Source organism: Desulfobaculum bizertense DSM 18034, assembly GCF_900167065.1.
Taxonomy (GTDB): domain Bacteria; phylum Desulfobacterota; class Desulfovibrionia; order Desulfovibrionales; family Desulfovibrionaceae; genus Desulfobaculum; species Desulfobaculum bizertense.
The window spans coordinates 1-12,093 of record NZ_FUYA01000018.1 but is presented as its reverse complement, the minus strand read 5'-3'; the positions used below and the strand labels follow the sequence as shown (position 1 = coordinate 12,093).

Below are 12,093 nucleotides of genomic sequence, written 5' to 3'. Positions count from 1 at the left end.
GGACCCCGCGTAAGGGAATGATTCCCTTACGTATCCTCATCGAGTTTAAAAGCCGTTCAAGCTTCGCTTGGACGGCTTTTAAACTTGTTGGGGCTGCCTAAAGGGCTTCTTTCTCTTTCCCGTGCGTTGCCACCATTTTCTTTTTGAACGCTCGCGTTCAGAAAGAAAGGGTTGAGGCGCAAAGAAAAAGAACACACGCTTAGTTAATTAGGCCGAAAAAAAGGGGACCGAAATGGAGAGGAGAGCGTAGCTCTCATCACATTTCGGTCCCCTTTTATTTCGGGCGAAATCGGGATTCCCAAGGGCCTCGTCCTTGGGCGGGGTCAAGGGGCAGCGCCCCTTGCAGGGCTTGGGGCAGCGCCCCAATACAAAACAAGCCCCACCACCCGGCGCCCCTTGCAGAGCACGAGACGGAGTCTCGCTACTGTGTTCTATTTCTGTTTTTTTGAGTCCATAATCTGCTGAGCTTTTTCGATAACTTCCTGGGCGTTAAGACCGTCGAGTTCTTTGTAGAGCATGGTTTCGCTTGGCATTTTCCCATCGAGTGCGCCCTGAAAGACTTTACCGAAGTCGATAGAGCTGAAGGCGACGATCTTGAGTGCCTTGGAGAATTCAGCGCGCTGATCGGCGTCGAGGGTTTCCATGATGGCGTCGGTAGACTTCTCAAAGTTTTCTTTTGAAGAGCCATCAATTGTGGGACCGCCGAAACAGCCGACGAGGGCGAGAGTGCAAAGCAGTGCTGCGAGAAGTTTTTTCAAAATATACTCCTTGGTGCGTGGAAAATATGAAGCGAAAGCCTTGAGTGAAGAGGGCTTTCGCTAGGGTGAGCTATTGTGTTCTGCTGGGGAAAGAAATGTCAATGAGAGAGAGGAATGGAAAAAAAATCTCTCACGGAGACAAAAAAATGATGCGATCAGAAAAAGGGAAAGAGGGCCGTTGAGTCAGAACGACTCAAGAGGGGGGAAAGGTGTATCACTCCGTCATTGTCGGGAGGATGCGAGTGAAGGGGGGATTTTTCCTGTAAAGTTTGGTGGCGATAAAAATGTGTCGTATCAACCCTGCGTAGGGAAGTAGTAAAAATATAACTATATGATTTAAATGGTTTTATTTTACGGCATGAACTTTGCGATAGAAAAAATATGTGGGAATAAATCTATCAGGAGGACGCTGTATGCTTGGTTGGGAAGAAAAGGTCGACATTACGCGTATCTTTAAGCTTCAACCAGCACGCCCAACAACGTTTTTTGGTGTGGGAGCCATAAACGAAATTGGAGCAATACTGAAAGAGCTGCGAGCCGAGGGGATAAGACGCTTTTTGGTTGTGACGGACCCGATAGCGTATACGGCATCAGGCGCGTGGGATGCGGCGAAAGACGCACTGGAACGCGAGGCGGAACACTTTGAGCTGTATGATAAGGTTCGGCCAAATCCAACGTACGTGAACTGCGAAGAAGCAGCGAAAAAGGCAGAAGAGAGCGGGGCGCAGTGCCTGCTGGCCATCGGCGGTGGGAGTTCGATGGATACGGCAAAGACTGCGGCTGTCCTTCTGAAGCACCCGGGCAAAAGGGCTGTAGAATTCTATGAACAAGGGGAGACAATTCAGGGGGCACTGCCAATCATCGCAGTGAACACTTCTCACGGGACGGGAAGTGAAACCGATGCATTTGCTGTGGCCCAGTCTGATGGTGAAGATAAACCCTGCCTGTGCTCGCCTTACCTCTACCCACGTTATACGATTGAGGATCCGGCTCTGACACGGAGTATGCCGCTGAAACAGACGATTTCAACGAGTATTGATGCGTTGAATCATGCTGTTGAGGCGGCCACGACAACAACGACAAACCCGTACTCTATTGGATTGGCAAAAGATGCGGTGCGACTCGTGGCAAAATATTTGCCCAAGGCTGTTGTTGAGCCTTCAAACCTGACTGCTCGCTACTGGCTTATGTACGCTTCGGCTATTGCGGGTATCTCATTTGATATTGGACTCCTTCATATTACGCATACGATGGAACACGCGATGAGCGCTGTGAATTCCAAGGTCACCCACGGGGATGGGCTGGGGATTCTGATGCCTGCGGTGATTCGGGAGATTTACCATGCGACGCCTGAGGTCTTGGCGGACATCCTGTCTCCTGTTGTTCCTGGTCTGCGGGGCGTTCCGGGGGAGGCAGAGCTTGCCTCGGAGCAGCTCAAAAAGTGGCTGAATAGCGTTGGACAAAGCACAAGTATGAACGGGTATTTCACCGATGCTGATGTTCCAGAACTTGTGCGCATGACAATGGGGTCTTCTCTGGGGCAGGTTTTGCTCCCTGTGGCCCCGATCCGGGTCGATGAAAAGGTCATCGAGCGGATTTTCAGGAATTCATTTTAGAGAGATTTCTCGTACTCACTCGAGGGGGGTGGCTCAAGCGGGACAACGAGCCACCTCCCGCCTCTTACTTACAGGCAGCAGAAGCTTCGCGAAGCGGCGTCCTCCACCGCATTCCGGAGCTTCTGCGTGTTTTGGGTGAAGAATTTGGGAAAATAAATCCAAAAGGTTTACAATTCTTTCTATTCCGAATATATTCGCGACCCATTCAAGTGCGGAGGGGTGGCAGAGCCCGGTTTATTGCGACGGTCTTGAAAACCGTTGTGGGTTAACGCTCACCGGGGGTTCGAATCCCTCCCCCTCCGCCATTTTTTTTAGATGCCTCCATGCTGTGGAGTCAGACTAAAATAAAAAAAGCTCCCGAAACAGTTTGCTGTTTCGGGAGCTTTTTTGTGTTGGATCTCTGAAAAAAGAGAAGGATGGGGCGGCCCTTTTTCCGCTTACGACTCAAGGCCGCCCCTGTTTGTCATGAGCGGAGAGCGCTGGAAACCAAGGGGCTAGAAATGGCTGCCAATGCGCTCTCCTCAGGACAAATTGTTTCTGGCTAGACGGTGTGGGACCATTGAGAAGAAGGAATGACGCCGTTCGTTGTCTGCCAGACACAGGAGTACTGTGGATGCTGTTTGAGGTAGGCAGCTCCGCGCTCTGTGCCCATTGCAAAGAGTGCAGTTGCCAAAGAGTCGGCCTCGGCACAGCTCGGCGCTGCAGCTGTCACGCTTATCAGGCTGGAGCACGTATTGAGCTGGCCGGGCACGAGGTGGGCATAGCCCTTGGTGGCGAGGCTTTCGTAGTTGCCAGAAGTGGCAATGGCACCAGAACGGAGAGGGAGGACCATACTGTTGCGAGCAGGATTATTTCCGTCCTGAATGCCGATGGTCCAGCTCTTGCCTGCTGAACCGACTCGGATGTCGCCACCTGCATTGATGAGGTAGTCTGTGATGCCGCGACGCTCCAGACGTGCAGTTGCTAGGTCGACGATGTGACCTTTGGCGATACCATCCAGTGAAAGCCCCATGCCAGAATGTGAAAGGCGAATGTGATTGCCCTGAACAGCGACGGCTCGGGGATCAGTCACAGTTCGCAGCTCTGCCTGTATGGATTTGGGCAAAGCAGAAACAGAAGCTGCTCCGGATGCATTGAGTGCGTCAAGAACGGGCACAATGGCGGGATTGAAACCACCCTGTGTTTGCGTTGCAAGCTTGAGAGATTTACCAAGCAGGCCAAGAAGCGGAGCCGGTGCATTGCGTAAGCTTCCCTGCGCATTCAGCACGCCAAGCGGACTTGAGGCTGAATGTCGGGTGAAGAGTGCTTCGCCATCTTTGACCTGCTGGAAGGCGTCAGCCAGAGCCTCTTCCAAAAGAGAGGCACTCTGATTGCGCGCAGAGATGGTCACAAACGTGCCCATCATGAGCTGAGTCTGGGTTGTTTCAGGCAGCGTGCAGGCTTTGCTCAGGAGAGGGAGACCAAAACCGGCACCTGCCCCGATGACACCAAGCGAATAAAGGAACTGTCGTCTGCTAACCATTGACATCTGTGTGCTCCAAAATCTTGTCTACGTTGAACACTTTGGGCTTCTTCTTGTCTTTGCTTGGGGCGTCGAGGCTTCGTACGTAACGTACGGATTCGATGTCTCGTGCCATGCTGGCTTTGATGTGAGTCACCAGCTCATAGCCGCAAAGATTAATGAAAATGAGAAAGAGACAGAGGGTAAAGAGTGTTCTAAATCTCATGATTCTTCCTTTTTTTCTTGGAGCCTGTGAGCCATCTTCGCATGAAAGCAAAGTAGTCAAAGAGAGGTCCAGCAGGGCAGAGCAGCGTGCACCATGGCCGCTTTACCACAAGCGATGCGACGATGATGATGACAGCAAGAGCAAAAAGAGCCGTGGAGCCAATAAAAGAAAATGCGATGCCAAAGGGTTCGTATCCGGCGTCAAATGGACTTCTGAAATACAGCGCAACGCTGAGACCCACGAGAGCAAATCCGCGGGCAATCCATTTCATCCATTCTGTTTTCTTGGGCGGAGAGCACTTTGTGATGCGTCCAAGTCCTTCCTGAATGCCGCCAAAGGGGCAAATCATTGTGCAGTAGAGGTTCTTTTTTGAAAGAAAGAACACTGTGCCTGCAAAGAGGAGGCAGATCATGGATGTGTATGAGGCCAGACCACCGGTCCACAGCCCGGAAAGGAGCAGGGCAATTGTGGAAAGCGACGGCTGAGATGCCCACATGAAGCCGAGAAGAACTGTGGAAACAGCCAGAAGGCAGAGGCGGGCGTAAATTTTGTTCCAGCGAAATGCTTTGCTGGAGATGAAAAAGGCCAAAGCAAAAAGACACAGGCTGAGACCTGCTTTTGCCCATTCTTTGGGAGAAAGCGTGATGCCTTCGTGGCTTACAGCTTCGCCGCGGATGTAGGATGTGGCTTTGTGCACGCCTTTGATGATGGCGGTTGAAGACAGGGTCGCGCCAGAAACCGTATCAACCTGTGGCAGGCTCTTTTCTTTGGCTCCTAAAAAGGCGTCCAGAACACCGTCACCCAGCACACGGTCGATATATGTTGAGGTATCTGTCGACTGGACAAGAGCGACGCGCTCTATGATTTCATCCTTGTTGACGACAACAGCAACCTGCAAAATTCCGCCGTAGCTGGGGTGCCCTGCGAGGCCGATGTAGAGTTTGTCGGAAGCGTCGCCTTTGCGATTCCCTTCATACACTGAGTCACTGACCTGCCGAACATTTTCTATCTCCGAAGAAATATTCTTAATGCGTAGCAGACTGGCGTCTTGGACTCGCATTCCACCTGCAACCCAGGCTGCGGCAAGTATCAGAATCGTGGCGACTGCCAGTATTTTTTCAAGAGATTGTTTGGACAAGCTATTTCTCCCCAAAGGGGTGGCAGCGGTCCAAAAAAAATGAACCGCTGCCTGGTAGTTAGGAGGGCTAGGCGTCAGTCGACTTTTTCATGACGAAAAGTCGGAACGCGATAGCAAGACAAATAACAACGGGAATGCCGAGGACGCCGATAAAGTACCAGCATGCAATAGACTCGTATTCACCCATAAGCGTGGTTCCGCCTGCGACAACTGTGCAGAGGGAAACAAAGCCAGCGTAAAAAAGCGCGACCTGCCACCAGACGACTTTGCGACCGTAGTGTTTCAGCCACTCAACAAATCCCAAGACGACCAAGACCTGCAATGCGCCCATGACCATCCAGAAGATGTAGTTGAGCATAGTAGTTCCGGGGAACATAAATTTTCTCCTTATTCGTTAGTGCAAACAGCCCACTATTCCATTCCGTGGTACTTCCAGTCCTTTTCGATATCGAGGAAGTTTTCTGCACGCAGCCACCACGGCGGATTGTGGTAGTTTGCCTCTTTGCCGCCGTCCCAGTCGGAACGGTAATCTTCGGCTTCATTGAATTTGAAGAAGTTTTTCTGCATGGCCAGCAGTCCTGTGGAGAACAGACCTGTTGGGTCACGAGGCTCGACTTCACGAGAAATGGTATGAACCCAGGTGTTCTTTCTGGAGTAGGGGCAGACACCAACGCAGACTCGGCAACCAAGGCCGTCCTGTGTCGTGCCGCCAGCCCACATGGAGTAGCATTTCTCTTCGTTGAGCTTCCAGCGCCTGAAACCACGGACAACAGTCTGGGGACGGTCGTCGTGTGTGATTGCACCGGAGGGGCAGCTGTCTGCGCAGATTTTACACTTGAGGCAGAAGTCAGCCATTTTTACGTCAATGGGTCTGTCGTATTCAAACTCAATGTTTGTGATGACTGCTGCGGGCCGGAAGTTTGCACCAAGCTCCGGAACCATGACCAGACCAGCGCGGCTGTACTGACCAAGGCCAGCGAGCTGAACGTAAGGGCTCATCATGATTTCGTAGTTGTGACCGGGGAACTCTGCGCGAGCCGGATAGCCCAGTTCTTTCAGGAATTGTTCCATGAGGCCTGCTGCACAGCGGGAGCGGAAATACGCGTCAAAAGACGTGGAATATCCAATTGCGGAATAGGTGCCGTCCCAGTTCATGGGCACACCAAACACAATGATGGATTTCCAGTGTTCTGGAACGCGATCCCCCCATTCACGGCCTTCCTGAGGCATACCGCGCATGAGGTTTTTGAACATGAAGCGCGGGTCAAATTTGGCAATGCCAACGAGGGACATGCCAAACTGGTGAGCCATGCGCTTGATGAGCTTGGACGCATGGGCAGGGGACTTGAATTTCATCGGCTCTTTGCGGGAGATGCCTCGGAAATCCCAGTCTTCTGGCGGAACGGGCTTGCCCGTGCGTTTGTATTCGTCAGCAGGATCTGCTGGCACGCGGTTGGTGCCATCAGGGAATTCCATGCCACCCTTTGCAAATGCCATGTTGTAGGCACCAGCAAGAGCATAGCGCTTGTTGCCGTGCTCTTTCCATGCCTGACTGCGGCGGACGTTACGCTGCAAGGAGTTCAGCATAATTTCGAGATCGCCAGGGCGTGCACGGTAGTGGTCTCCCACCGGTCCAGGCAGTTTTTCAACGCCCATGTCCGGGGTCCACTCACCTCTTTTAATGATGTTGACCAGCTCATGCATGCGTTTGAAAAGGAAGTCAGTCCAGTTCGGGCGCTCGACTTTGGCCACAGGGGTCATCATAACCGGAACATCGCAGCGGAATGGTTCGCGGTTAAAGAACTGGTCGCCGCCCTGATAGGTGCGGTTGTAGCCAGTGTATGCGTCGTCAGCCCGGCCGATGGCGAAACCAGCAGAACCCGCGCCAGCAACGGTCGCGACTGCGGCGGCAGCACCACCAAATTTTAGGAAATTGCGACGGTTGAAGCCCTTTTTCTCGGTGCCTGGAGCTTCTCCTTCACTCTGATCCACTTTTTCGGTCTCCGGTCCTTCCGTGCCGGAGATGCGATTTTTTGGATCATTAATGATGTCCAATGCATCTTGTTCTTTAGGCATCAGATGCCTCCTCTTTTGTTGACCGCGCAGGATTTTCTGCCGCATCGTCGTGTGTGGAAATGCGGTCAAAAGCGCGTTTCAGTTCGGGAATGACGTCGAGGACCGTGTCAATGTATCGGGAGACGTCGTTTGGATACTGCTTGGTCAGTTCTTTGGCCCGCATGACAAGAAAATCGCGTGCGTCGAAGTCCATGTCAGCAAGTTGCAGGTGGCACAGTGCGGCGGATTCGATCTCTCCAATCTCGATCAACGCATCGCCTTTGATCTGGAAAGCAAGGTATTCTGAACCCTTGCCAGACAAAATAAGGGCATCACACTGGTCAATACACTCTTCGAACTGCCAGGTTTCAAATAGGCAGATTGCAATACCGCGCTGGGATTCCCGATGGTCTGGGGTAATCTCTGCGGCCTTGCGGAAATATGGCAAAGCATCTTCAAAGCGTTTTTGGGAAAGCAGGGTTTCGCCGGACCAGAAATTGGGTCCCATCGCTTCTGGCGCTGCGCTTGCGCTATACATAAAGTAGGGCAGCGCTTCGTCAGGCTTGTCACTCATGGCGAGGCAGAGGCCCGCGTGGAATCGCGCGCCAATGTGTTCTGGCTCTTTTTCGAGGATTTCACGGAAGAGATTGAGGCCCTGCGTATATTTCTGGGCATAAAGGGCGATGTTTCCGAGGTTGAATCGCGGATTTATTGCGTCGGGATCGTGCTCGATGGCCGCAATAAATGCCTTTTCAGCTTCGAGAGCTTCGTCGAGCTGGAGGTGGGCGAGGCCCAGCTCGTTGTATGCTTTTGCATGGAGGTTTGACGGAACACGACCAGAGGCCAGTGCACCGATCAGGTATTCAGCCAGTGAGCGGTATTCTCGCTGGTCTTTCAGCGAACAGATTTTGTCTCTGAGGCTGTTTTCGTCGATAGGCAGGTTGCTCGTACTCATGGTGTCACTCCTTGGCTCTTGTTAACCAAGAATTGTGCCATGATTCATAATTGAGTAAAATCAGGTACTTGAAGCTTTATGTCGTGTGTAATTTTTAACGAGGTGTGAAATACAACTAGTAATTACTGAATAGAGCGAAAGATTGTCTTATTTCGTGGGTCGTGCTAGCCGAAAGCTCAGGAGAAGAACATGACTCATTCGCTTGAAGACAATATGGATTTCCTCACCGAGGCCATGACCCGGCTCAACGGGAGCCTCGATATGAAGGAATCACTTGTTCATACTTTTGATTTTCTTGAGAAGCATTTTCCCATTGATGCTATATCCTTGCATCAGTATTCCAATGATCTCAAGAGTCTGAATTTGCTGTTTTTAGTTCAGTCTGGGCGTTTCGATTTTGTCGAAATGTCTGTCCCCTTGTCTGAAACAGACGCCCGGTCGCTTTTTCTGCACAACGCAGGGGTAAGTGGCGTTATCAACACGCCAAACAACAGGAAAGAGTCTGTCGCAAGTCTGCACAGCAATGCCTTACGTTCTCTGGTCCCCTTTAAAGAGCGGGGATATCTTGTCTGCATTCTGCGTTCCGAAGAAAAGATTCTTGGGCATCTTTGTCTCATGGGGAAGCATTTAGGCTGTTTCACTCGAGAGCATGAGCAAAAGTTTGAGCTTCTTCTCACTCCCTTTGCCTTAGCGATGTCCAATCTTTTGCAGTACAAGCGGACTCTGGAGTTTCAGAGCAAGTTACGCGAGGAGCGCGACGAGCTGGAAAAAAATCTCGAGAGTCTTCGAGGACGTCATGTCATTGGGGAGCGCGGTGGTCTCAAGTCCACGATGGATGTCGTTCGGCAGTTGGAAGACCGCGAGCTTCCCGCGTTAATTTTAGGGGAAACTGGCGTTGGCAAGGAGTTGATTGCCGATGCGATTCAGGCCATATCTCCCCGTCAGAACAAGCCATTTATCAAAGTGAACTGTGGTGCAATTCCAGAATCCTTGGTCGACAGTGAACTTTTTGGCTACGAAAAAGGCGCATTTACAGGTGCCTCTGTTTCTCGCCCAGGGCGTTTTGAGCAGGCGAATGGTGGAACGCTTTTTCTCGATGAAATTGGAGAGCTTCCGCTCAAGGCCCAGGTTCGTCTCCTTCGTGTGCTCCAGAACAACGAAGTCGAGCGCATTGGCAGCACCAAGACTATCGACATTGATGTGCGTGTCATTGCTGCCACGAACCGGAATCTTGAGCTGATGATGCAGAAAGGCGATTTTCGCGAGGATCTCTATTATCGCCTCTATGTGTTCCCCATTCATGTCCCGCCGCTTCGAGAACGCACTCAGGATATTCCTGCCCTGATTTACTCCTTCATGAAGCGCGTTTGTGATGAGCTTGGGCTTGATGGATTGCCGCAGCTCCCCAGCAAGACGGTAGATCGTCTCCTCAAGTATTCTTGGCCCGGAAATGTGCGCGAGCTTGAGAATCTTGTGAAGCGTGGCATTACGCTTTCACCTCAAGGTCCCCTCTATCTTGAAGAGCTTCTTCCTCAGGATGAAGGCTGGTACATCGCGCCCGAAGAGAGTCAGAGTTATTTCGAGAAAACCATTGATGCCCGTGTCGAAGCTGTTCTTGAGCAGCATCTTCCCAAGCTTCATCTGGCTTCGAAGTTAGGACTTTCTTCTTTTGAGCATGAAGGGGCACCAGATGATAACTCTTTCTCTTCTTCCGCTCTTCCGCCCGTTATAAAACCCTTGGATGACACGATTCGTGAGGCTATTCAGGCCGCACTCGTTCAAGCTCAAGGGAAAATTAGCGGTGCGGGCGGCGCCGCCGAGCTTCTTCAGCTCAATCCGAACACCCTGCGAAGCAAAATGAGAAAAATGGGAATTCGTGCTCATTAAGTGAGTGGGGAAAATTGGGGACCTGTCCAGCACGAAGTGCTGGATGGGTGGGTGGGAAGAAGACCGGGGCCAGCCCCAGCGCGGTAGTGCTGGATGGGCGGGTGGGAAGAAAACCGGGGCCAGCCCCGGACCCCGCGTAAGGGAATGATTCCCTTACGTATCCTCATCGAGTTTGAATTTGGTTCACGCTTCGCGTGAACCAAATTCAAACTTGGGTGAGAAAACGAAAAGAGCCTCTTTCTCTTTCCCGTGAGTTGCCACCATTCCTTTTGAACGCCTTTCGGCGTTCAAAAGGAATAAGTGCGGTCTGGAAAAGGCAGAAGAACACGCGTTCGGGAAATGCCCACTAGGCCGAAAAAAAGGGGACCGAAATGGAGGGGAGAGCATAGCTCTCATCACATTTCGGTCCCTTTTTATTTCGGGCGAAATCGGGATTCCCAAGGGCCTCGTCCTTGGGCGGGGTCAAGGGGCGGCGCCCCTTGCAGGGGTTGGGGCAGCGCCCCAATAAAACTGCGCCCTTGCAGAGCACGAGACGGCGTCTCGTAACCAAAAAAAAAGCCCTGTATCGTTGCCGATACAGGGCGAAGCTTCGAAATGGAGCCCATAAGCAGAATTGAACTGCTGACCTCATCCTTACCAAGGATGCGCTCTACCTACTGAGCTATATGGGCTTACGGCATCTCACTTGGGGTAAGTGGCTTCAAGGTCTGGTGAAGCGCGATGGCGTTTTTTTTTGAAAAAGCGGGCCGCGTAAGCGTACCCGCTGTGATCTCATCGTGGTCGGGATGAGAGGATTTGAACCTCCGGCCCCTTGAACCCCATTCAAGTGCGCTGCCAGACTGCGCTACATCCCGACGGATCTTTTTCAAAACTGCTCACAAGCAGCGAGAGAGATAACTAGGCGGCTTCCGAATAAATGTCAATCACCTTTGCGCGATTTTTCAAAATTTCTTTCAGAAATTGTGCTTTTTAGGTGAAATCGTGAAGCATTTGTACGAGTCTTCCTAGCACCCAGAGCATTACCTTATATATACGCAAAAGGGTGGCAGAGTATACAGGCGTTTTGCGCCTAGATGTTCTTTCCGACTGCTCAAAATGCCTAGAAGCTAAAGGTCGTTGCACCTTGAAAAAAGGGATGTTGAAATACGTTTCGTAATACGAAAGGTTATATTTTCGGTAAACTGCCTTTTATGGCGACAGGAATTCCGCTCACAGAGAGGATAACGTCATCTGCTGCCGCGGCTATTTTCTGATTTACAGCACCAGCAAGATCGCGGAAGCGGCGAGCAAGCTTGTTGTCGGGGACGATGCCAAGGCCCACTTCATTGGAGACAATGACCACAGAGACAGGGCATGCGACAAAGGCCTGAGCCAGCGCATTAGCTCGCTGCAAGATCTCTTCGTCACTCATTTCCGCAAGCAGGCAGTTCGTTGTCCAGAGCGTCATGCAGTCCAGCATGATGACGTCTGTTTCAGGTGCAAGCTTTTTCAGGGCGTCCACTACCTCTATCGGCTCTTCACAGGTCTCCCACTCAGGGCCGCGTTTCTCTTGGTGGCTTTTGATTCTTGCCCGCATTTCATCATCCAGCGCCTGCGATGTCGCAAGGTACACCTTTTTTTTTCCTATCCGGTCTGCAAGCCCCTGCGCGTAGTCGCTCTTCCCGCTACGGCAGCCGCCTGTTACAAAAATTTTATAGCTCATTCTCCCTTTTTAGCACCTCCGCCCGGCCTCCAAAAGAAAAAGTTTTCCACAGGGCTAGATTCATTTATTAATGTTTTTTGTGGGAGAATTGCCTCAGTCCGTGAGGACTGGGTGGGCAGATGAGCGAGTGGGGAAAATTGGGGGTCTGCCCAGCGCGGTAGTGCTGGAGCGGTGGGTGGGAAGAAAACCGGGGCCAGCCCCGGACCCCGCGTAAGGGAATGATTCCCTTACGTATCCTCATCGAGTTTGAATTCC

The 12,093-nt window shown here is 51.7% G+C and carries 10 protein-coding genes and 3 tRNA genes; 3 read left to right on the top strand and 10 right to left on the bottom strand.

The annotated features are described in order from the left end of the window. Positions 1 to 431: 431 nt before the first annotated feature. On the bottom strand, positions 432 to 758 hold the full coding sequence (locus B5D23_RS14680; protein WP_078686210.1) for a DUF6694 family lipoprotein: 327 nt from the start codon (positions 756 to 758) through the stop codon (positions 432 to 434). 413 nt (positions 759 to 1,171) lie between these two features. Here B5D23_RS14680 and B5D23_RS14675 point away from each other — a divergent pair, with 413 nt between their 5' ends. Together B5D23_RS14675 and B5D23_RS14670 are read left to right on the top strand one after the other, a co-directional pair. Continuing rightward, positions 1,172 to 2,374 (top strand): iron-containing alcohol dehydrogenase, encoded by a 1,203-nt coding sequence (locus B5D23_RS14675; protein WP_078686209.1) that lies wholly within the window; start codon positions 1,172 to 1,174, stop codon positions 2,372 to 2,374. 213 nt (positions 2,375 to 2,587) lie between these two features. Further along, a tRNA-Ser gene (locus tag B5D23_RS14670) sits at positions 2,588 to 2,679 on the top strand. 236 nt (positions 2,680 to 2,915) lie between these two features. Here B5D23_RS14670 and B5D23_RS14665 read toward each other — a convergent pair. From B5D23_RS14665 to B5D23_RS14640, 6 genes are all read right to left on the bottom strand, one after another. Continuing rightward, positions 2,916 to 3,896 carry an FAD:protein FMN transferase gene (locus tag B5D23_RS14665; protein ID WP_159446022.1) on the bottom strand — a complete coding sequence of 327 codons (981 nt, stop codon included), beginning with the start codon at positions 3,894 to 3,896 and terminating at the stop codon, positions 2,916 to 2,918. Then, the gene (locus B5D23_RS14660) at positions 3,889 to 4,101 is read right to left on the bottom strand and encodes a hypothetical protein (protein WP_078686208.1); all 213 of its coding nucleotides are present in this window, start codon (positions 4,099 to 4,101) and stop codon (positions 3,889 to 3,891) included. Before B5D23_RS14660 ends, B5D23_RS14665 begins: the two co-directional genes overlap by 8 nt. After that, complete coding sequence (locus B5D23_RS14655; protein ID WP_078686207.1) at positions 4,091 to 5,239, bottom strand: FMN-binding protein; 1,149 nt, start codon at positions 5,237 to 5,239, stop codon at positions 4,091 to 4,093. Before B5D23_RS14655 ends, B5D23_RS14660 begins: the two co-directional genes overlap by 11 nt. Before the next feature lie 67 nt (positions 5,240 to 5,306). Next, on the bottom strand, positions 5,307 to 5,615 hold the full coding sequence (locus B5D23_RS14650) for a hypothetical protein (protein WP_078686206.1): 309 nt from the start codon (positions 5,613 to 5,615) through the stop codon (positions 5,307 to 5,309). Between the two features lie 35 nt (positions 5,616 to 5,650). Then, positions 5,651 to 7,315: a 4Fe-4S dicluster domain-containing protein gene (locus tag B5D23_RS14645; RefSeq protein WP_078686205.1), complete on the bottom strand. Its 1,665-nt coding sequence runs from the start codon at positions 7,313 to 7,315 to the stop codon at positions 5,651 to 5,653. Next, positions 7,308 to 8,249, bottom strand: coding sequence for a tetratricopeptide repeat protein (locus tag B5D23_RS14640; RefSeq protein ID WP_078686204.1), 942 nt, complete (start codon positions 8,247 to 8,249; stop codon positions 7,308 to 7,310). Before B5D23_RS14640 ends, B5D23_RS14645 begins: the two co-directional genes overlap by 8 nt. A 189-nt stretch (positions 8,250 to 8,438) precedes the next feature. On the opposite strand from B5D23_RS14640, the gene B5D23_RS14635 reads away from it, so the two are divergent. Next, a complete protein-coding gene (locus tag B5D23_RS14635) occupies positions 8,439 to 10,136 on the top strand; it encodes a sigma 54-interacting transcriptional regulator (RefSeq protein WP_078686203.1) in 1,698 nt (565 codons plus the stop codon). A gap of 595 nt (positions 10,137 to 10,731) precedes the next feature. Here the strand turns inward: B5D23_RS14635 and B5D23_RS14630 are convergent. From B5D23_RS14630 to cobU, 3 genes are all read right to left on the bottom strand, one after another. Next, a tRNA-Thr gene (locus B5D23_RS14630) sits at positions 10,732 to 10,807 on the bottom strand. Between the two features lie 106 nt (positions 10,808 to 10,913). Beyond that, positions 10,914 to 10,990, bottom strand: a tRNA-Pro gene (locus tag B5D23_RS14625). A 311-nt stretch (positions 10,991 to 11,301) separates the two neighbouring features. Further along, entirely contained in the window at positions 11,302 to 11,838 is a 537-nt protein-coding gene (gene cobU, locus B5D23_RS14620) for a bifunctional adenosylcobinamide kinase/adenosylcobinamide-phosphate guanylyltransferase (RefSeq protein WP_200803682.1), read from the bottom strand. Positions 11,839 to 12,093: the final 255 nt, after the last annotated feature.

Excerpts from the sequence above, each read along its gene's own strand:
- B5D23_RS14665 (WP_159446022.1), bottom strand. The coding sequence starts at position 3,896 with ATGGTTAGCAGACGACAGTTCCTTTATTCGCTTGGTGTCATCGGGGCA.
- B5D23_RS14675 (WP_078686209.1), top strand. The coding sequence starts at position 1,172 with ATGCTTGGTTGGGAAGAAAAGGTCGACATTACGCGTATCTTTAAGCTT.
- B5D23_RS14660 (WP_078686208.1), bottom strand. The coding sequence starts at position 4,101 with ATGAGATTTAGAACACTCTTTACCCTCTGTCTCTTTCTCATTTTCATT.
- cobU (WP_200803682.1), bottom strand. The coding sequence starts at position 11,838 with ATGAGCTATAAAATTTTTGTAACAGGCGGCTGCCGTAGCGGGAAGAGC.
- B5D23_RS14635 (WP_078686203.1), top strand. The coding sequence starts at position 8,439 with ATGACTCATTCGCTTGAAGACAATATGGATTTCCTCACCGAGGCCATG.
- B5D23_RS14650 (WP_078686206.1), bottom strand. The coding sequence starts at position 5,615 with ATGTTCCCCGGAACTACTATGCTCAACTACATCTTCTGGATGGTCATG.
- B5D23_RS14640 (WP_078686204.1), bottom strand. The coding sequence starts at position 8,249 with ATGAGTACGAGCAACCTGCCTATCGACGAAAACAGCCTCAGAGACAAA.
- B5D23_RS14645 (WP_078686205.1), bottom strand. The coding sequence starts at position 7,315 with ATGCCTAAAGAACAAGATGCATTGGACATCATTAATGATCCAAAAAAT.